The sequence below is a fragment of the Methylobacterium endophyticum genome, assembly GCF_050591105.1.
In the GTDB taxonomy this organism is placed as follows: domain Bacteria; phylum Pseudomonadota; class Alphaproteobacteria; order Rhizobiales; family Beijerinckiaceae; genus Methylobacterium.
The window spans coordinates 1-18,318 of sequence record NZ_JBNHES010000016.1; the positions used below are offsets into that span (position 1 = coordinate 1).

Genomic DNA, 18,318 nt, shown 5'->3' on the forward strand with positions numbered 1-18,318 from the left:
CCGCCTCGCGCGCAACATCTTGGAGTCACACCCGTCCGACCTGCCCATCCGCAAGAAGATGAAGCACGCCGCGTGGAGCAAAGACTATCTCTTCAATCTCTTTACTCATGTGCGATAGCCCTGCCGAATGGGGGGAGGGGGTGTTCGGGGCGGAAGCCGCCGCGCGCCGCTGGTTCGGCAAGGACGCGCGCGCGCTGACCCGCAACGAGGCGGCATTGCTCGCCGCGATCCTGCCGAACCCGATCCTGCGCAGCGCGTCGAAGCCTTCGCGCGGGGTGCGGGCGCGGGCGGCGCGCATCGAGGCGCTGATGCGCGGCGTCGGCGGATTGACGGGTTGTCTCCAGCACCGGTAGCGCCCCGCCGGCCCCTCGCGTAGAAGCGCCGCGCCGGACGCGGATCCGGCGAGGGGGCAGCATGGCCGACGACGCGACATTCGACCTGACGCTGGAGCGGATCGCCCTGATCCGGCGCATGGCGGTCGCCTGGAACCCCGCCGGCTGCGGCGCTCCGATCCTCAACCCGCAGGCGCCCTATGGCAGCCTCGACCGGGCCGAGGATATCTCCAACGTCACCGGCGACGACGAGGGGACGGACGAGGAGCACCGGGCGCTCGGCGAGGCGCTGGCGGTATTCGTGGCGAACGCGGCGCTAAAGCCCGGCCGCTACGCCTATCACAACCCCCTGGCCAAGCTGCCGCCGGAGGAGATGCTCGACCTCTTCCGCGACGAGGAAACCGGCGCCTCCCCGGAGCACGTCACCTTCGACGTCAGCGCCGAGCATCTCGCCCTGCTGCGGCATCTCGCGGTGCGCTGGGACGCGGAGAACGACGTGCCGGCCATCGACACCGCGCGCCCCTATGGCGGCTCGGGCGATCTCTATGCGGAGATGCGGCGCCATCTCGGCTCGGACGCGGCGTCCGATCACCTGGCGGAACTGCATCGGGAGATGCAGCCGGCGCTCCAGAACCTGCTGCGCCACGCCGACATCGCGCCGGGACCGTTCGCCCGGCGCGTCGGCTAGGGCCGGAGGTCGGGGCCGCGCGAACGCAGCCCCGCTCTCGTGCGGTCAGGCCGGAACGGCCCATTTGTCGGGGGCGGCCGGCTTCCGCTTGTAGACAGAGCCCGCGAAATCGACGTGCAGCTCGGTCCAGGCGTCGCCGTCCCGGCGCGCCAGGATCTCGAAATGTTTTGGCTTGCGGCGGGGCTCGCCCTCGGGGGTCCATCCGGCCTTCGTCACCGCCGCGAGCGCGCCGGCCGGATCGGCGGGCTCGTCCGCGTGGACATGCCCCGGAGCGTGATGCGGCTTCTTGTGCGCGATGCGGACGGGCTCGCGCCCGCCCGCCTCGATCAGCGTGACCTTGATCTCCGAGGGGCGGCGCTCGCCCTCCAGCGTCACGGACAGCCCGGCCTCGAGCGGAAAGGCCGCCGCGCCCTTCGGGCCGAGATCGGCGAGATGAGTGTGCCCGTCCGCTTCAAGGGTGAAGCGGTGCGCGAAGACGTGCTGGATCACGCCCGAAAGGGCGATGGTGTCGTGGTGCGGCATGATTTTCTCCGTAGAGCGCCCGACCGCAGGCGCGCCACGGAGGTCGGTAGGGAAGCGCCGGCATTCAAGGCCGGGCCTCCCCACGCCGCGTGTTTCAGGTGTCGCGCTTCTTGCGCTGGGCGAGCGTCCGCAGGCGCAGCGCGTTGAGCTTGATGAAGCCCGCAGCATCCCGGTGGTCGTAGGCGACGGCGCCTTCCTCGAAGGTGACGAGATCCTGGTCGTAGAGCGAGTGCGGGCTCTCGCGGCCGATCACATGGACGCCGCCCTTGTAGAGCTTGAGCCGCACGCTGCCCGTGACCTTCTCCTGGCTCTTGTCGATGAGTGCCTGGAGCATCTCGCGCTCCGGCGAGAACCAGAAGCCGTTATAGATCAGCTCCGCGTATTGCGGCATGAGCTGGTCCTTGAGATGGGCCGCGCCCCGGTCGAGGGTGATCGACTCGATGGCGCGGTGGGCCGGCAGCAGGATGGTGCCGCCGGGGGTCTCGTACATGCCGCGGCTCTTCATGCCGACGAAGCGGTTCTCGACGAGATCGAGCCGGCCGATGCCGTTGTCGTGGCCGAGTTGGTTCAGCTTCGCGAGCAGGGTCGCGGGCGACAGGCGCTCGCCGTCGATGGAGACCGCATCGCCCTTCTCGAAGCCGATGGTGATGATCGTCGGCGTATCCGGCGCCTCCTCGGGGGAGAGCGTGCGCGAATAGACGTAGTCCGGCACCTCGACCGCGGGGTCCTCGAGCACCTTGCCCTCGGAGGAGGCGTGCAGGAGGTTGGCGTCCACCGAGAACGGGCTCTCGCCGCGCTTGTCCTTGGCGATCGGGATCTGGTGGGCCTCGGCGAAGGCGATCAGCGCCTCGCGGGAGCGCATGTCCCATTCGCGCCAGGGCGCGATCACGGTCACGTCGGGCTTGAGGGCGTAGTAGCCGAGCTCGAACCGGACCTGATCGTTGCCCTTGCCGGTGGCGCCGTGGCAGACGGCGTCGGCCCCGACCTTCTCGGCGATCTCGATCTGCTTCTTGGCGATGAGCGGCCGGGCGATGGAGGTGCCGAGCAGGTAGACGCCCTCGTAGACCGCATTGGCGCGGAACATCGGGAAGACGTAGTCCCGCACGAACTCCTCGCGCAGGTCCTCGATGAAGATGTTCTCGGGTTTGATGCCGAGCAGCTCCGCCTTCCTGCGCGCCGGCTCCAGCTCCTCGCCCTGGCCGAGATCGGCCGTGAACGTCACCACCTCGCAGCCATAGGTGGTCTGGAGCCACTTCAGGATGATCGAGGTGTCGAGGCCGCCGGAATAGGCGAGCACGACCTTCTTCACGGGCTTGGACAGGGTATCGGACATGGGAGCTGCGGCGCCTCGGCTGCGGGCGGAAGCCGGCGGCTTATCGCGCGGGCCGCCGCCCTGCAACCGCATGCCCTTTTCGCGCGTCATTCGAGGCGCTCCGCCACATGGCCGACACGGTGCGGCGCGACATCGGAGGGGCGCTGAGCCGGCGCGGTCCTCGCGTCACGGCGGCAAGCGGAGAGCACACCCCCATGGCGCGGCGGCCGACCCTGGAATTCTGGTACGAGTTCGCCTCCACCTACTCCTATCTCGCGGCCATGCGCATCGAGGCGCTGGCGGAGGCCGCCGACGTGGCGGTGCGCTGGAAACCGTTCCTGCTCGGGCCGGTCTTCGCCGCGCAGGGCTGGACCTCCTCGCCCTTCAACCTGTTCCCCGCCAAGGGCCGCAACATGTGGCGCGACCTCGACCGGGAGGCCGCCCGCCACGGCCTGCCGCCGGTGACGCGCCCGAATCCGTTTCCGCAGAACAGCCTCAGCGCGACGCGGGTCGCCACGCTGGGCTGCGACCAGCCCTGGCTCGTGCCGTTCACGAAGGCCGTGTACGCGGCCTCCTTCGCCGAGGGGCGCTCCATCGAGGAGCCCTCGGCGGTCTCGGGAATCCTCGATTCCCTCGGGCTCGACGGAACGCAGATCCTCAAGGCCGCCGCCGCCGATGCCAACAAGACGAAGCTCCGCGTGGCCGGCGAGGAGGCGCGCTCGCGCGGCCTCTACGGCGCGCCGAGCTTCCTCACCGGCGACGGCGAGCTGTTCTGGGGCAACGACCGGCTGGAGCAGGCCATCGCCTGGGCGACGGGGGAGCGGCCGGGCGCGATGCGGTGACGCAGAAGGGCGCGGCGGCCGTCCTCGCCAACGCGCCGCCGCATTTCGGGAGGCATCGGGGAGACTGCCCGCCCCGGCACCGGCCGGCGACCTCGCGACGACCGCCGGCATCCCCGCACTCGACCAGAGCCGACCCCATGCTTCACCGACGCACCCTTCTGGCGAGCGCGCTGGGCGCCGCCGCCTCCCTCGCCACGGCCGGCCGGGCCGGCGCCCAGAGCTACGGGCAGGGGGTGGCCGTCACGAGCGACGAAGGAAAGCCCATCGCCAATATGCGCCTGCCGGGCGAGATCGTCGGCGAGCTGGCACGACTCAAGGGCGTCACCTCCGTGGGCCCGCGCGAGGCCGAGACGGCGCTCTACGAGTTCTTCGACTTCAACTGCCCCTATTGCCGGAAGGCGGCGGCCGACGTGATCGCGCTGTCCGGCTCCGATCCGCGCCTGCGCATCGGGCTCGTGCAGAATCCGATCCTGTCGATGCAGTCGGCACAGGCCGCGAAGGTGGCACTGGCCGTGCAGCGCAGGCTCGGCTCGGCGGCGGCCTGGGGATTCTACGGAAAGCTGCTGTCGAAGCCGGGCAGGATCGACGGGCCGGGCGCGCTGGCGGTCGCCGCGACGCTGGGCGTGCCGGCGGCCGAGATCGAGACCGTCGCCGACAGCGAGGAGGTCCGGCTGGCGCTCAAGAGCCACATGCGGATCGCGGCCGATCTCGGGCTCTACGCGACGCCCTCCTACGTGCTCGGCAACGACGGCATCCTCGGCCATCCCGGCGCGAAGGCGCTGGCCGCCATGATCGCCGCCACCCGCCGCTGCGATCGCCTCGCCTGCTGAGGGCCGGCGGCGGAAAAGAGGGGCCGGATCGGCCGAGCCATCGCCTTGCGCACCCCCTGAGGCCATGCTAGGCGGTCGCCGCGCCGGCGGAGGGGGCTCCACGTCCCGCTTCCGCGTGGCCGGCATTCCCATTTCCCGCGGCCCCCCGCACTGAGCGCCGACGACACGGCGCACGAGCGGAACCGCAGGGACAGGACGAAAGAGAGCGGCGGGTGGCGCAATCAGGTTCCGAGTCGGGTCCCACGGTGGCAGGCGTTGCCGGCCGCTACGCATCGGCTCTTTTCGAACTCGCCCGCGACGAACGCCAGATCGACGCCGTCTCCGAGTCCCTCGAGAAGTTCGACGCGCTCCTCAAGGAGAGCCCCGAGCTTCTCCGCCTGGTGCGGAGCCCGGTCTTCACCGGCGAGCAGCAGCAGGCTGCCATCGTCGCGGTGCTCGGCAAGGCCGGCATCTCGGGGCTCGGCGCCAATTTCATCCGGCTCGCCGCCGCCAACCGCCGCCTGTTCGCGCTGCCGGGCATGATCCGCGCCTACCGCTCCCTGGTGCAGGACGCCAAGGGCGTCGTGCGCGCCGAGGTCCGCGTGGCGGAGAAGCCCTCCGACGCCATGCTCGAGGAGATCAAGGCGTCCCTGCGCGACGTGGCCAAGGCCGATGTGGACGTCGACCTCCAGGTCGAGCCCGGCCTGATCGGCGGCATCGTGGTCAAGATGGGCAGCCGCATGGTCGACGCGTCCCTGCGGACCAAGCTCAACGGAATCCGACTCGCGATGCAGGGAGCCCGGTAGCCTCGACGAGGCCCGGCCGCTTTCGTATCGCCCCCCATCAAACGCATTCAAAGACAAGACAGAGGCCCGACGATGGACATTCGCGCCGCCGAGATCTCCGCGATCCTCAAAGAGCAGATCAAGAACTTCGGCGAAGAAGCCGAGGTCACGGAAGTCGGGCAGGTCCTGTCCGTCGGTGACGGCATCGCCCGCGCCTACGGCCTCGACAACGTCCAGGCCGGCGAGATGGTCGAGTTCGAGTCGGGCGTGCGCGGCATGGCCCTCAACCTCGAGCAGGACAATGTCGGCATCGTGATCTTCGGCTCCGACCGCGAGATCAAGGAAGGCCAGACCGTCAAGCGCACCGGCGCCATCGTGGACGTGCCGGTCGGCAAGGCGCTGCTCGGCCGCGTGGTCGACGGCCTCGGCAACCCCATCGACGGCAAGGGCCCCATCGAGACCAGCGAGCGTCGCCGCGTGGACGTGAAGGCGCCGGGCATCATCCCGCGCAAGTCCGTGCACGAGCCGATGGCCACCGGCCTCAAGGCCGTCGACGCGCTCATCCCCGTCGGCCGCGGCCAGCGTGAGCTCATCATCGGCGATCGCCAGACCGGCAAGACCGCCATCGCGCTCGACACCATCCTCAACCAGAAGGCCGGCCACGAGGGCACGGACGAGAAGGCGAAGCTCTTCTGCGTCTATGTCGCCATCGGCCAGAAGCGCTCCACCGTCGCGCAGTTCGTGAAGGTGCTCGAGGACAACGGCGCGATGGAATACTCCATCGTCATCGCCGCCACCGCCTCGGACGCGGCGCCGATGCAGTTCATCGCCCCCTTCGCCGGCTGCGCCATGGGCGAGTACTTCCGCGACAACGGCATGCATGCCGTGATCGTCTATGACGACCTCTCCAAGCAGGCCGTCGCCTACCGCCAGATGTCGCTGCTGCTGCGCCGCCCGCCGGGCCGCGAGGCCTATCCCGGCGACGTGTTCTACCTCCACAGCCGCCTGCTCGAGCGCGCCGCCAAGATGGGCGACGCCGCCGGCGCCGGCTCGCTGACCGCGCTGCCGGTCATCGAGACCCAGGCCAACGACGTCTCGGCCTACATCCCGACCAACGTGATCTCGATCACCGACGGCCAGATCTTCCTCGAGACCGATCTGTTCTACCAGGGCATCCGCCCGGCGGTGAACGTCGGCCTCTCGGTGTCGCGCGTGGGCTCCTCGGCCCAGACCAAGGCGATGAAGAAGGTCGCCGGCAAGATCAAGGGCGAGCTCGCGCAGTACCGCGAGATGGCCGCCTTCGCGCAGTTCGGCTCGGATCTCGACGCCTCGACCCAGCAGCTCCTGAACCGCGGCTCGCGCCTCACCGAGCTCCTGAAGCAGCCGCAGTTCTCGCCGCTGAAGATGGAAGAGCAGGTCGCCGTGATCTATGCCGGCGTGAACGGCTATCTCGACAAGCTGCCGCTCGCCAAGGTTCGCCCCTTCGAGGACGCGCTGCTCTCGACGCTGCGCACCAAGCACGGCGCCCTGCTCACCGCGATCCGCGACTCGAAGGACCTGTCCGACGAGAACGCCGGCAAGCTGAAGGCCGTGGTCGAGGAGACCGCGAAGTCCATCGCCTCCGCTTAAAGAGCCGCGACGCTTTTCCCTCCCCCTTGCGGGGAGGGTCAGGGTGGGGGTGGTGCCGAAAAGGTCGCGACCTAGCCGGCACCACCCCCACCTCCGGCTCCTCCCCGCAAGGGGGAGGAGAGGCCCACCGTACGGACCCGCCCGATGCCGAGTTTGAAGGATCTGCGCAACCGCATCACTTCGGTGAAGGCGACGCAGAAGATCACCAAGGCCATGCAGATGGTCGCCGCCGCGAAACTCCGGCGGGCCCAGATGGCGGCCGAGAGCGGCCGTCCCTATGCCGAGAAGATGGCGAGCGTGCTCGGCAACCTCGCCGGCAATCTCGTCGGCGGCGTCGGCGCCCCGAAGCTGCTGTCGGGCACGGGCGCCGAGGCGACGCATCTGCTCGTGGTCTGCACCGGCGATCGCGGCCTCTGCGGCGCCTTCAACTCGTCCATCGCGCGCCTCGCCCGCGATCATGCCCGCAAGCTGATGGCCGAGGGCAAGACGGTGAAGATCTTCACCGTGGGCAAGAAGGGGCAGGACCTCCTGCGCCGCCAGTTCCGCGATCAGATCGTCGAGACCATGGACATCCGCGGCAACCGCGCCGTGGACTACGCCTTCGCCTCGGAGATCGCCCAGAAGATCCTCACCCGCTTCGATGCCGGCGAGTTCGACGTGGCGACGCTGTTCTACTCGCAGTTCAAGTCCGTGATCGCGCAGGTCCCGACCGCGCAGAAGCTGATCCCCGCCGAGCTGCCCGAGGGTGCCGAGAGCACCACCGGCGCGCCGGCCGACTCGGCCCTCGAGTTCGAGCCGAGCGAGGAGGCGATCCTCGAGACGCTACTGCCGAAGAACCTCACGGTGCAGGTCTACAAGGCGCTCCTGGAAAACGCCGCCTCCGAGCAGGGCGCCCGCATGAGCGCCATGGATTCCGCCACGCGCAACGCGGGCGAGATGATCAAGAAGCAGACGCAGATCTACAACCGCACGCGTCAGGCCATGATCACCAAGGAACTCATCGAAATCATCTCCGGCGCCGAGGCCCTCTGAGGGTCTTTCGCGCAGCCGTCAGCAATCGAAGGAAACGGACATCATGGCGAACACCGCTGCTCCTGGCACCAACGCGATCGGCCGCATCACGCAGGTCATCGGCCCCGTGGTCGACGTTCAGTTCGACGGCTACCTGCCAGAGATCCTGAACGCGCTGGAGACGAAGAACCAGGGCGGCCGCCTCGTTCTCGAGGTCGCCCAGCAGCTCGGCGAGAGCACCGTGCGCTGCGTCGCCATGGACACCTCGGAAGGCCTCGTGCGCGGCCAGGAGGTCACGGACACGGGCGCGCCGATCAAGGTGCCGGTGGGCCATAACACGCTCGGCCGCATCATGAACGTCATCGGCGAGCCGATCGACGAGGCCGGCCCGATCCAGGGCGACAGCCTGCGCGCCATCCACCAGCCGGCCCCCGACTACGTGGACCAGTCCACCGAGTCGCAGATCCTCGTCACCGGCATCAAGGTCGTCGACCTGCTCGCGCCCTACGCCAAGGGCGGCAAGATCGGCCTGTTCGGCGGCGCCGGCGTCGGCAAGACCGTGCTCATCATGGAGCTCATCAACAACATCGCCAAGGTGCACTCGGGCTACTCGGTCTTCGCCGGCGTGGGCGAGCGCACCCGCGAGGGCAACGACCTCTACCACGAGATGATCGAGTCGAAGGTGAACCTCGACCCGAAGGAGAACGGCGGCTCGGCCGAGGGCTCCAAATGCGCCCTGGTCTACGGCCAGATGAACGAGTCCCCCGGCGCCCGCTCGCGCGTGGCGCTCACCGGCCTCACCATCGCCGAAGACTTCCGCGACAAGGGCCAGGACGTGCTGTTCTTCGTGGACAACATCTTCCGCTTCACCCAGGCAGGCTCCGAGGTGTCGGCGCTCCTCGGCCGTATCCCCTCGGCGGTGGGCTATCAGCCGACGCTCGCCACCGACATGGGCGCGCTCCAGGAGCGCATCACCACCACCAACAAGGGCTCGATCACCTCGGTGCAGGCCATCTACGTGCCGGCGGACGATCTGACCGACCCGGCGCCCGCCACCTCCTTCGCCCACCTGGACGCTACCACGACGCTCTCGCGCTCCATCGCCGAGAAGGGCATCTACCCGGCGGTGGACCCGCTGGACTCGACCTCGCGCATGCTCAACCCCGCCATCCTCGGCGAGGAGCATTACGACGTCGCCCGTCGCGTGCAGCAAACGCTCCAGCGCTACAAGGCGCTCCAGGACATCATCGCCATCCTGGGCATGGACGAGCTGTCCGAGGAGGACAAGCTGACCGTCGCCCGCGCCCGCAAGATCGAGCGCTTCTTCTCGCAGCCCTTCTCGGTGGCCGAGGTGTTCACCGGCTCTCCGGGCATCCAGGTGCCGCTGGAAGATACCATCAAGGGCTTCAAGGGCCTCGTGAACGGCGAGTACGACGACCTCCCGGAGGCCGCCTTCTACATGGTCGGCACCATCGAGGACGCCAAGGAGAAGGCCAAGAAGCTCAAGGCCGCCTGAGCCTGAAAGCCGGCCGCAAGGCCGGCGCCGAGCTTCCAGCAGGGCGCGCGCCGCTAGCCGGCCCGCGCCCGCTTCGACGACACGACGCGACATCGGGAAACCGACGCCAAGGACCCCACGATGGCCACCTTCCAGTTCGATTTCGTCGGCCCCGAGCGGGTGCTCTATTCCGGCCAGGTCGAGGCCGTGCAGATTCCCGGCACCGAGGGCGAGATGACCGTGCTGCCCGGCCACGCCCCGGTGCTGACCTCCCTCAAGGTCGGCGTCATCGTCGTCACCGAGCGCCAGAACAGCGGCAAGCGCATCTTCGTGCAGGGGGGCTTCGCCGATATCGGCCCCACCGGCGTCACCGTGATCGCCGAGCGCGCCGCCCCCATCGAGGAGGTGACGCCCGCCTCCATCGACAAGGACATCGAGGCCGCCGAGCTTGCCCGCGACGCCACGGAGGATCCGAAGGCCCGCGAGGCGCTGAACGCGCAGATCGTGCAGCTTCAGGAATCCAAGAACACCCTCGACCTGAACAAGTAGGACCGCCGCGCCTTCGGACTCGAAGGCGCAAGGCCAGGGCGAGGGCGACCGCTCATCGGACCGCCCTGAACGATAAGCTCCGGGCCGCGATCTCAGCGGCTCGCGGCCTCCAGCGCCGCCGCGATCAGCCTCTCGCGCGCGGCGGCATCCACCGGACAGCCGAGCGACAGCCAAAGGGCCCGCGCCGACGCCAGTCCCCGGCCGATGGCGGGCCCCGGCGTGACCCCTCGCGCGACGAGATCGCCCCCGCCCAGCGGCAGCGCCGGAGGAGGGGCTTCCTTCGATTCTTCGAGATTGCGTCTCGCCTCGCCGGTGAGCGCGGGACGCGCGCCGCCGTCGAGGACGGCAAGCGCCGCCGCAATGCCGGCCGCTCCGTGCTCGGCCGTCAGCGCCCGCATGCGCCGTTCGCCGATCTCCACGGGGTCGAGCAGCGCGGCGAGCGCCCGCGCATGGGCGTGGAGCTGCGCATGCTCGGCCTTCGACAGGCGCAGGCGTTCGCGCAGCCGGTCGGCATCCTCGACGCTCCAGACGCACAGGGCCGCGAGCCGCAGGATCGGCGGCAGTCCGGCCGCCACGGCGCGCCCCAGCCGTCCGCCATCCCCGATGCCGCCGAGGAGCCGTTGCAGCAGCCCCGTGTCGCTCAGCACGACGACGGCGGCGACGGCCCCCGGCGCGGCGAGCAGCTTGAGGATCTCCGCGCGGATACGCTCGCGCGACAGACGCGCCGGCGCCTCGCGCGCCTCCACGCAGGCGGCGAGACCGGCGGCGTCCGGCGCGCCGAACCCGTAGCGGGCGTGGAAGCGGAAGAATCGCAGGATGCGCAAGGCATCCTCGCGGATCCGCGTCGCCGGATCGCCGATGAAGCGCACCCGTCCCGCCTCCAGGTCGGGAAGGCCGCCGACCGGATCGTGGAGGGTGCCGTCGCCCGCGAGGGAGAGGGCGTTGACGGTGAAGTCGCGCCGTTCGGCATCGCGCGTGAAGTCGCGGCCGAAGCGGACGACGGCGTGGCGGCCGTCGGTCTCGACATCCTCGCGCAGGGTCGTGACCTCGAAGGTCTCGGAATCGGCGAGCAGGGTGATCGTGCCGTGCTCGATGCCGGTGGGGATGGACCGCAGGCCGGCGCCGGAAGCCGCCGCGAAGACCGCCTCGGGCGTCAGGGTCGTGGCGAGGTCCATGTCCGAGACCGGCAGGCCGAGGAGCGTATCGCGGACCGCGCCGCCGACGAGCCGCGTTTCCTCGCCCGGCGCGGCGAGCGCCGCGAGGACACGCGCGACCCCCGGCCGCTTCAGCAGGGCGCGGAGCGCATCGCGATCGAGCCGCGCGCTCACCGGAACGTGCCGGGCACCAGACGCCCGTTCTCCATATGCGCCGGCACGTAGCCCTGCGCGTGGCGCTCGGAGAACAGCCCGGTGAAGACGAGCGAGGCGATGACGACGGCAAGCCCCGCGATCACGAGCCTGAAAAGCTGCGCGTCCCAATGCGGCCGGTGCAGCGGATTGCGCCCGACGAGGAGCAGGTAGGCGAAGAACAGCCCGAAGGGGATGAGGAAGAGGCCGAGCTCCTCGAGGACGCGACGCAGCATGAGGGTTCGGGCCGGGCTGTGGGGCGCGTCAGCCGGAAAGGCGCTCGCGCAGGTTGTTCAGGATCCCCGCCGTCACCCCCCAGATGGTGCGTCCGGCGAAGGACAGGGCGTAATAGTGGCGTCTGCGTCCCTGCCAGACCAGGGCGTTCAGCGCGTAGCGCGAGCCGTCCATGAGGAAGGGCAGCGGCACTTCGAAGATCGCGGCCACCTCGGCGGGGTTGGGGGCGAGGGCGGCATCGGAATCCACCAGCCCGATCACGGGCACCACGAGGAAGCCCGTGGCCGAGAGATAGGGATCGAGATAGCCGAGCACGCGCACGGCCGCCCGCTCCAGGCCGATCTCCTCCTCCGCCTCGCGCAGCGCCGCGTCGACCGGGCCGGCATCGGCGGGGTCGATCTTGCCGCCGGGGAGCGCCACTTGCCCCGAATGGTCGCGCAGATGCGCGGCCCGCTGCGTCAGCACCACGGCGAGGCCGTCGGGCCGGGCCACCACCGGGACGAGGACCGCGGCGGCGCGGTGCGGCCGGGGCGGCACCGAGGAGGGCGGATCGGGGTCGAGATCGTGGTCGCCCCGCGGGTTCGAGGTCGGATCGCCGGCCCCCGGCGGCTCCCGCGAGAGCAGACGCCCGGCCCGATCGAGGAAATCGTCGAGGGCCGGGTCCCCGGCGAGAGCCCCGCTCATGCGGCGCCGGCCTGTCCGATGCGGTGGAAGCGTCCGCCGGCGAAGATCCCGAAAGCGGGCTCGCCGTCGATCTCGCGCTCCTCGGCGAGCCCGACGAGATCGTGGGCGAGGGCGCGGGTCAGCAGCGCCCAGAGGTCGCGGCGGACATGGACATACGGGCGCAACCCGCCCCCCGCCTCCTCTTCGAAGCGCAGCGCATGGGCGTCGTCCACGGGGACGAGGTCGTCCACATTCGTGCGGAAAGCGATGCGGCGATCCTCGCCCTCGCCCTCCACCGCCATCTCGACGGCGGCGAAGGGGGCGTCGTCCACCCGGATCGAGAGCATCTCGACGGGGGTCACCAGCACGAAGCCGCCGTCCGGCTCGCGCCGCAGGATGGTGGAGAACAGCCTCACCAGGGGCAGACGGCGGATCGGCGCGCCCTCGTGGAACCACGTCCCGTCGGCGGCGATGCGCATGTCGATCCGCCCGCAGGATTGCGGGTGCCATGTCTCCACCGGCGGGAGCGCGCCCTTGGGAACCTCGGAGAGCGCGGCGGCGAGGCGCGCCAGCGCCGCGTCGGGGGGAGGGGTGTCCTGGGTCATGACGCTCACGTAACGTCTCCGGCGCCCGCGGAAACGGCCGGCCGGCGTCTCAGGATCTTCCAGATGCCCGAGGCGGTGCCGATGATCGCGCCGCCGCTCGTCACCTCGCCGCGCAGGAAGACCAGGGAGCTCGTGCGCCGCACCACCTCGGGGCGCGCCTCGATCCAGTCTCCGAGGCGGCCGGCCCCGACGAACTGCATGCCGAGCTCGATGGTGACGCAGTTGGCGCCGTCCGCCGCGCGCATGGCGGCGACGCCGAGCGCCCGGTCGGCGAGGCTCGTCAGCATGCCGCCATGGACGAGCCCGACGAGGTTGGCGTGCTTCTGCGCGGCGCGGAAGGCGTAGGCGCCGTCCGACCCGCGCTGGAACACCGGCCCGACGAGATCGATGAAGCCCTCGTCCTCCACGCGCTCCCAGCCGGGAGGCACGGTGTGTCCGGAAAGGTCGCTCGCTGCCGTCATGCCCCAGGCTTAGGCGCGGGTGCCCGCGCGATCAACGGTCGCGGCCGGGCGGCCTCCGGCGTGCGGCGATCCTCGACCTTGCATGGAGACCGAAAAGGGCGTCCACTCCGCCCCTTCCAGGGCGTTGTCCCACGGAACGGATCGAGCACGCATGAGTCAGGGCGCACCGACGGCCACTCCCCTCGACGACGGCATCGTCGCCGCGGCGCAAGCCTGTCTCGAGTCCGTGGGCCGTGCCCGCGAGGCGATCCACGGGGTGATCTTCGGGCAGGAGACGGTGGTCGATCTCGCGCTGGTGACGATCCTGGCCGGCGGCCATGGGCTCCTCGTCGGCCTGCCGGGGCTCGCCAAGACCAAGCTCGTGGAGACGCTGGGCACCGTGCTCGGGCTCGACGCGCGGCGCGTGCAGTTCACCCCCGACCTGATGCCCTCCGACATCCTCGGCACCGAGATCCTCGACGAGGATGCCGAGCGCCGCCGCTCCTTCCGCTTCGTGAAGGGGCCGGTGTTCTCGCAGCTGCTGATGGCCGACGAGATCAACCGCGCCAGCCCGCGCACGCAATCGGCGCTGCTCCAGGCCATGCAGGAGCATTTCGTGTCGGTGGCCGGCGAGCGGCACGACCTGCCGCGCCCGTTCCACGTCCTCGCCACCCAGAACCCCATCGAGCAGGAGGGCACCTATCCGCTGCCCGAGGCCCAGCTCGACCGCTTCCTGCTCGAGATCGATGTCGGCTATCCCGACCGGGCCGCCGAGCGCCGCATCCTCATCGAGACCACCGGCGCGCAGGAGGTCAGGCCGAAGCCGGTGATGACCACCGAGGAACTGCTCACGGCCCAGCGCCTGGTGCGCCGCCTGCCCGTGGGAGAGGCCGTGGTGGAGGCGATCCTCGACCTCGTGCGCTCCGCCCGCCCCGAGGGCGGCGACGCAGCGGTGCGGGACAAGCTGCTCTGGGGCCCCGGCCCCCGCGCCAGCCAGGCGCTGACCCTGGCGGTGCGCGCCCGCGCGCTGATCGAGGGCCGCGTCGCCCCTTCCGTCGCCGACGTGAAGGCGCTGGCCGAGCCGGTCCTGAAGCACCGCATGGCGCTCACCTTCGCGGCGCGCGCGGATGGCGAGACGGTGCCCGGCCTCGTCGCGACGCTCGCCGGAAAACTCTAGCGCATGGTCGGTACGCGCCTTCTCGGCCGTTCGGAGCGCGTTCCCGGCCGGCGCGCGACGGAGAGCGCCCTCTCGCTCGCCGAGCGCATGCCGCGCCTCGTGCTGGAGGCGCGCCGGGTCTCGACCACCCTTGCGCACGGCCTGCACGGCCGCCGCCGCTCGGGGCCGGGCGAGAGCTTCTGGCAGTTCCGCCCCTTCGTGACCGGCGAGGCGGCCGCTCGCATCGACTGGCGCCGCTCGGCCCGCGACGACCGGCTCTACGTGCGCGAGCGCGAGTGGGAGGCGGCCCACAACGTTTGGCTCTGGATCGACCGTTCCGCCTCCATGGGCTTCTCCTCCGCCCTCGCGGCAGCCCCGAAGGTCGAGCGGGCGCTGGTGCTCGGTCTGGCGCTGGCCGAGGCCCTGGTGGAGGGCGGCGAGCGCGTCGGCCTGCTCGGGCTGACGCGGGCCACCGCCTCGCGCCGCATCGTCGAGGCCCTGGCGCAGGCCCTCGTCGGGGACACGGCGGGGCTCGACGAGGACGCGCCGCCGCGCTCCAGCCCCGGCCGCTTCGACGAGGCGATCCTGGTCGGCGATTTCCTGACGCCCCTCGACGGCGTCAGCGCGGCCGTGGCCGACATCGCGGCGCGGGGTTCGCGCGGGCATCTCGTCCAGATCGTCGACCCCATCGAGGAGAGTTTCCCCTTCGCGGGGCAGGCGGTGCTGCACGACCCGGAGGGCGGCGGCAGCCTCGACATCGGCGACGCGGGCGCCTGGGGCGACGTCTATCGCCGCCGCTACGCCGCCCATCGCGACGGCCTCTCGGAGATCGCCCGCGCGCGCGGATGGACGTTCACCGTCCACCGCACCGACCGGCCGGCGAGCGAGGCGGCGCTGCGCCTGATGACCCTCGTCGCCGCCTCGCGCGGCGCGGGCTGAGGGCGCGGGATTGCTCGGACCGCTGACCTTCGCCGCCCCCTTCGCGCTGGCGGCCCTCGCCGCCCTGCCGGCCCTGTGGTTCCTGCTGCGGGTGACGCCGCCGCGCCCGCGCCGCATCGATTTCCCGCCCCTGAAGATCGTGCAGGACCTGCGGGCGCAGCGGGAGACCCCGGCGCGCACCCCGCCCTGGCTGCTGATCCTGCGCATCCTCGCCGCCGCCGCGCTGATCCTGGCCGTGGCGGGCCCCGTCTGGAACCCGGCCGGCATCGGCGCCGGCGGCGCGCGCACGCCCCTCGTGGTGATGATCGACACCGGATTCCCGGCCGCGCATGATTGGCGCGCGCGGCTGCGCGTCGCCGGAGATACCCTGGAGGGCGCCGCTCGCGACGGCCGCCCCGTGGCGATCCTCGCCACCGCCGAGCCCCCGGCGCCGATCGAGGCGAAACCTCCGGCCGCCGCCCTGGAGCGCCTGCGCGCCATCGCGCCGCGCCCGCATCTGCCGGACCGGGAGGCGCATCTCGCCGCGCTCTCGGCCTTCCTCGACAGAACGCCCGGCGCCGAGATCGTCTGGATCGCGGACGGCGTCACCGGGACGGGGGAGGGCGATTTCGCGGCGAAGCTGGCGCCGCTGCTGAAGCGGCACGGCGCCGGCCTCACCGTGCTCAAGACCGACATGCCTGCCGCCCTGGCGCTGACGGGGGGCGAAGCCGGCGGCCGGCTCACGGCGAAGGTGCTCCGCGCCGCGCCGAACGGGCGCGACGCCGGCCTCCTGCGGGCCCTCGACCAGAAGGGCCTGCCGCTGGCCGAGCACGATTTCGCGTTCCCCAACAATGCTCTGGCGACGGAGGTGGGCTTCGAGATGCCGGCGGAGCTGCGCAACGCCATCGCCCGCATCGAGATCGCCAACGAGCGCTCGGCCGGCGCCGTGACCCTCATGGACGAGCGCGGCAAGCGCCGCCGCGTCGGGCTGGTCTTCGGGGGCACCAGCGACCAGGCCCAGCCGCTCCTGGCGCCGACCTATTATCTCGCCCGCGCGCTCTCCCCCTTCGCCGACGTGCAGGAGCCGCGCGGCGCCAAGGGCACGGCGGAGTCCATCGCGCAGATGCTCGACGGGCAGGTCTCGGTGCTGATCCTCGCCGATGTCGGCGCCATGGACGAGCAGACGCAAGGCCGCGTCGCCCGGTTCGTGGACGAGGGCGGGTTGCTGCTGCGCTTCGCCGGCCCGCGCCTGGCGGCCGGCAACGATCCGCTCGTGCCGGTGCGGCTGCGCAGGGGCGGACGCTCGCTCGGCGGCACGCTCTCCTGGGACAGCCCGAAGACGCTGGCCGCCTTCGCGCCGGAGAGCCCCTTCGCCGGTCTCGTGCCCCCCGCCGATATCGGCGTGCGCCGGCAGATCCTCGCGGAGCCGGACGGCGAGCTGCCCGGCCGCACCTGGGCCTCCCTTCAGGACGGCACGCCCATCGTCACCGCGCAGAAGCGGGGGCAGGGGCTGGTGGTGCTGTTCCACGTCACCGCCGACACCACTTGGTCGAACCTGCCGCTGTCGGGGCTGTTCATCGACATGCTGCGCCGGGTGGTAGGCCTCGCCGGCAACGCCGCGCCGGCCGCCTCCGGCGCCAAGGGCGCCGCCGCCGTGCTGGCGCCGCGCCTGACCCTCGACGGCTTCGGCGCCCTCGGCAGCCCGCCCGGCGGCGCCACCGCCGTCCCGGCGGATTACGGCGACCGCGCCAGCTACGAGCATCCGCCCGGCTTCTACGGGCCGCCCGATGGCGGCATCGCGGTCAACGCGCTGAAACCCGGCGACGGGCTCAAGGCCCTCGACCTCGCCGGGCTGGAAGGCGCGCGGGTCGGATCGCTCGCAGGGGCGGAGACCCTTGACCTGCGCGCCTTCCTCTTCACCCTTGCACTGATGCTGCTCGTCCTCGACACCCTCGCCGGGCTCTGGCTCGGCGGTTTCATCGGCCGCCGCGCGGGCGGATTCGTCGGCGGGCTCGGGAGCCGCTCCGCCGCGATCATGCTCGTGGCGCTGGCGCTCGCGGCGGGCTCCGGGATTCGCCCCGCGCAGGCCGAGGAACCGCCGGCGAACCGCCCCAACGGCTTCGAATCCGCCCTCGTCACCCGGCTCGCCTATGTCGTCACTGGCGACGCGGCCACCGATGAGGCGAGCCGGGCCGGTCTCTCCGGCCTGACCCAGATGCTCGCGGCGCGCACCGCTCTGGAGCCGGGCGAGCCGGCGGGTCTCGACCCGGCCAAGGACGAGCTCGCCTTCTATCCGCTGATCTACTGGCCCATCGCCCCGAACCGGCCGCAGCCGGGGGAGGCCGCGATCCGGCGCATCGACGCCTTCATGCGGAACGGCGGCACCGTGCTGTTCGATACCCGCGACGCGCTCACCGCCCGTCCCGGCGGGCCGCCGACGCCGGAGGGCGCGTATCTGCGCCAGATGCTCGCCACCCTCGAGGTGCCCGAGCTGGAGCCGGTGCCCGCCGACCATGTGCTGACCAAGGCATTCTATCTCCTCGACAGCTTCCCCGGCCGCTACGGCTCGGGCCAGACCTGGGTGGAGGCGCTGCCGCCCGCGGCCGAGGGCGGCGAGCGCCGCCCCGCGCGGGCGGGCGACGGGGTCAGCCCCATCATCATCACCGGCAACGACCTCGCCGCCGCCTGGGCCATCGGCCGGCGCGGCGAGCCGCTCTACCCGATCGTCGGCGGAGACCAGCGCCAGCGCGAGATGGCCTTTCGCGGCGGCATCAACGTCGTGATCTACACGCTGACGGGCAACTACAAGGCCGATCAGGTCCATGTGCCGGCGCTTCTGGAGCGGCTCGGCCAGTGATGGTTCTCAACAACCAGCATACCGTGCCGAGCCCTCTCCCCTCTGCGGGAGAGGGTGGCCCTCGCGTCAGCGAGGGTCGGGAGAGGGGAGTGCCCTTTACGGACGCGGCGCTCCCCTCTCCCGAC

At 71.4% G+C, this 18,318-nt stretch carries 18 protein-coding genes and 1 pseudogene; 12 read left to right on the forward strand and 7 right to left on the reverse strand.

All coding sequences use genetic code 11. From position 1 onward, the window contains the following. Window positions 1–122: 122 nt before the first annotated feature. Window positions 123–353: pseudogene (locus tag ACP56T_RS16740) on the forward strand (transglycosylase domain-containing protein); the annotation flags it as partial. Between the two features lie 61 nt (window positions 354–414). Beyond that, window positions 415–1,020, forward strand: a complete 606-nt coding sequence (locus ACP56T_RS16745) for a hypothetical protein (RefSeq protein ID WP_430913280.1) — start codon at window positions 415–417, stop codon at window positions 1,018–1,020. A gap of 45 nt (window positions 1,021–1,065) precedes the next feature. Here the strand turns inward: ACP56T_RS16745 and ACP56T_RS16750 are convergent, their stop codons facing one another. Together ACP56T_RS16750 and ACP56T_RS16755 are read right to left on the reverse strand one after the other, a co-directional pair. Next, entirely contained in the window at window positions 1,066–1,542 is a 477-nt protein-coding gene (locus ACP56T_RS16750) for a hypothetical protein (RefSeq protein ID WP_430913281.1), read from the reverse strand. 94 nt (window positions 1,543–1,636) lie between these two features. Beyond that, window positions 1,637–2,875 (reverse strand): argininosuccinate synthase, encoded by a 1,239-nt coding sequence (locus ACP56T_RS16755; protein WP_430913282.1) that lies wholly within the window; start codon window positions 2,873–2,875, stop codon window positions 1,637–1,639. 194 nt (window positions 2,876–3,069) lie between these two features. Here ACP56T_RS16755 and ACP56T_RS16760 point away from each other — a divergent pair, with 194 nt between their 5' ends. From ACP56T_RS16760 to ACP56T_RS16790, 7 genes are all read left to right on the forward strand, one after another. Beyond that, on the forward strand, window positions 3,070–3,696 hold the full coding sequence (locus ACP56T_RS16760; RefSeq protein WP_430913283.1) for a 2-hydroxychromene-2-carboxylate isomerase: 627 nt from the start codon (window positions 3,070–3,072) through the stop codon (window positions 3,694–3,696). Window positions 3,697–3,833: 137 nt separating this feature from the next. Further along, a complete protein-coding gene (locus ACP56T_RS16765) occupies window positions 3,834–4,526 on the forward strand; it encodes a DsbA family protein (protein ID WP_430913284.1) in 693 nt (230 codons plus the stop codon). A gap of 212 nt (window positions 4,527–4,738) precedes the next feature. After that, window positions 4,739–5,311, forward strand: a complete 573-nt coding sequence (locus tag ACP56T_RS16770) for a F0F1 ATP synthase subunit delta (RefSeq protein ID WP_430913285.1) — start codon at window positions 4,739–4,741, stop codon at window positions 5,309–5,311. Window positions 5,312–5,383: 72 nt separating this feature from the next. Then, complete coding sequence (gene atpA / locus ACP56T_RS16775; RefSeq protein WP_430913286.1) at window positions 5,384–6,919, forward strand: F0F1 ATP synthase subunit alpha; 1,536 nt, start codon at window positions 5,384–5,386, stop codon at window positions 6,917–6,919. 144 nt (window positions 6,920–7,063) lie between these two features. Continuing rightward, window positions 7,064–7,951 (forward strand): F0F1 ATP synthase subunit gamma, encoded by an 888-nt coding sequence (locus tag ACP56T_RS16780; protein WP_430913287.1) that lies wholly within the window; start codon window positions 7,064–7,066, stop codon window positions 7,949–7,951. A 43-nt stretch (window positions 7,952–7,994) separates the two neighbouring features. Further along, a complete protein-coding gene (gene atpD / locus ACP56T_RS16785) occupies window positions 7,995–9,446 on the forward strand; it encodes a F0F1 ATP synthase subunit beta (protein WP_430913288.1) in 1,452 nt (483 codons plus the stop codon). Between the two features lie 120 nt (window positions 9,447–9,566). After that, window positions 9,567–9,974 (forward strand): F0F1 ATP synthase subunit epsilon, encoded by a 408-nt coding sequence (locus tag ACP56T_RS16790; RefSeq protein ID WP_430913289.1) that lies wholly within the window; start codon window positions 9,567–9,569, stop codon window positions 9,972–9,974. Between the two features lie 92 nt (window positions 9,975–10,066). Here ACP56T_RS16790 and ACP56T_RS16795 read toward each other — a convergent pair whose 3' ends face one another. Genes ACP56T_RS16795 through ACP56T_RS16815 form a run of 5 tightly spaced genes read right to left on the reverse strand, consistent with a single transcriptional unit; the run spans window position 10,067 to window position 13,283 of the window. Continuing rightward, window positions 10,067–11,302, reverse strand: a complete 1,236-nt coding sequence (locus ACP56T_RS16795; protein ID WP_430913290.1) for a CCA tRNA nucleotidyltransferase — start codon at window positions 11,300–11,302, stop codon at window positions 10,067–10,069. Continuing rightward, window positions 11,299–11,556 carry a DUF6111 family protein gene (locus tag ACP56T_RS16800; RefSeq protein WP_430913291.1) on the reverse strand — a complete coding sequence of 86 codons (258 nt, stop codon included), beginning with the start codon at window positions 11,554–11,556 and terminating at the stop codon, window positions 11,299–11,301. The genes ACP56T_RS16795 and ACP56T_RS16800 overlap by 4 nt, the downstream gene beginning before the upstream one ends. A 28-nt stretch (window positions 11,557–11,584) precedes the next feature. Then, a complete protein-coding gene (locus ACP56T_RS16805; protein ID WP_430913292.1) occupies window positions 11,585–12,238 on the reverse strand; it encodes a CoA pyrophosphatase in 654 nt (217 codons plus the stop codon). Next, on the reverse strand, window positions 12,235–12,822 hold the full coding sequence (locus ACP56T_RS16810; RefSeq protein WP_430913397.1) for a DUF1285 domain-containing protein: 588 nt from the start codon (window positions 12,820–12,822) through the stop codon (window positions 12,235–12,237). Before ACP56T_RS16810 ends, ACP56T_RS16805 begins: the two co-directional genes overlap by 4 nt. Window positions 12,823–12,827: 5 nt before the next feature. Then, window positions 12,828–13,283, reverse strand: a complete 456-nt coding sequence (locus ACP56T_RS16815; protein WP_430913293.1) for a PaaI family thioesterase — start codon at window positions 13,281–13,283, stop codon at window positions 12,828–12,830. 151 nt (window positions 13,284–13,434) lie between these two features. On the opposite strand from ACP56T_RS16815, the gene ACP56T_RS16820 reads away from it, so the two are divergent. The 3 genes from ACP56T_RS16820 to ACP56T_RS16830 are packed head-to-tail and all read left to right on the forward strand — an operon-like array spanning window position 13,435 to window position 18,193. After that, complete coding sequence (locus ACP56T_RS16820; protein ID WP_430913294.1) at window positions 13,435–14,439, forward strand: AAA family ATPase; 1,005 nt, start codon at window positions 13,435–13,437, stop codon at window positions 14,437–14,439. A 3-nt stretch (window positions 14,440–14,442) separates the two neighbouring features. After that, window positions 14,443–15,357 (forward strand): DUF58 domain-containing protein, encoded by a 915-nt coding sequence (locus ACP56T_RS16825; protein ID WP_430913295.1) that lies wholly within the window; start codon window positions 14,443–14,445, stop codon window positions 15,355–15,357. Window positions 15,358–15,367: 10 nt separating this feature from the next. Next, window positions 15,368–18,193 carry a DUF4159 domain-containing protein gene (locus ACP56T_RS16830; RefSeq protein ID WP_430913296.1) on the forward strand — a complete coding sequence of 942 codons (2,826 nt, stop codon included), beginning with the start codon at window positions 15,368–15,370 and terminating at the stop codon, window positions 18,191–18,193. Window positions 18,194–18,318: the final 125 nt, after the last annotated feature.

Bases quoted from the DNA above. Each gene is read 5' to 3' on its own strand.
- ACP56T_RS16745 (WP_430913280.1), top strand. From the start codon at position 415: ATGGCCGACGACGCGACATTCGACCTGACGCTGGAGCGGATCGCCCTG.
- ACP56T_RS16750 (WP_430913281.1), bottom strand. From the start codon at position 1,542: ATGCCGCACCACGACACCATCGCCCTTTCGGGCGTGATCCAGCACGTC.
- ACP56T_RS16755 (WP_430913282.1), bottom strand. From the start codon at position 2,875: ATGTCCGATACCCTGTCCAAGCCCGTGAAGAAGGTCGTGCTCGCCTAT.
- ACP56T_RS16760 (WP_430913283.1), top strand. From the start codon at position 3,070: ATGGCGCGGCGGCCGACCCTGGAATTCTGGTACGAGTTCGCCTCCACC.
- ACP56T_RS16765 (WP_430913284.1), top strand. From the start codon at position 3,834: ATGCTTCACCGACGCACCCTTCTGGCGAGCGCGCTGGGCGCCGCCGCC.
- atpA (WP_430913286.1), top strand. From the start codon at position 5,384: ATGGACATTCGCGCCGCCGAGATCTCCGCGATCCTCAAAGAGCAGATC.
- ACP56T_RS16780 (WP_430913287.1), top strand. From the start codon at position 7,064: ATGCCGAGTTTGAAGGATCTGCGCAACCGCATCACTTCGGTGAAGGCG.
- atpD (WP_430913288.1), top strand. From the start codon at position 7,995: ATGGCGAACACCGCTGCTCCTGGCACCAACGCGATCGGCCGCATCACG.
- ACP56T_RS16790 (WP_430913289.1), top strand. From the start codon at position 9,567: ATGGCCACCTTCCAGTTCGATTTCGTCGGCCCCGAGCGGGTGCTCTAT.
- ACP56T_RS16800 (WP_430913291.1), bottom strand. From the start codon at position 11,556: ATGCTGCGTCGCGTCCTCGAGGAGCTCGGCCTCTTCCTCATCCCCTTC.
- ACP56T_RS16805 (WP_430913292.1), bottom strand. From the start codon at position 12,238: ATGAGCGGGGCTCTCGCCGGGGACCCGGCCCTCGACGATTTCCTCGAT.
- ACP56T_RS16810 (WP_430913397.1), bottom strand. From the start codon at position 12,822: ATGACCCAGGACACCCCTCCCCCCGACGCGGCGCTGGCGCGCCTCGCC.
- ACP56T_RS16815 (WP_430913293.1), bottom strand. From the start codon at position 13,283: ATGACGGCAGCGAGCGACCTTTCCGGACACACCGTGCCTCCCGGCTGG.
- ACP56T_RS16820 (WP_430913294.1), top strand. From the start codon at position 13,435: ATGAGTCAGGGCGCACCGACGGCCACTCCCCTCGACGACGGCATCGTC.
- ACP56T_RS16825 (WP_430913295.1), top strand. From the start codon at position 14,443: ATGGTCGGTACGCGCCTTCTCGGCCGTTCGGAGCGCGTTCCCGGCCGG.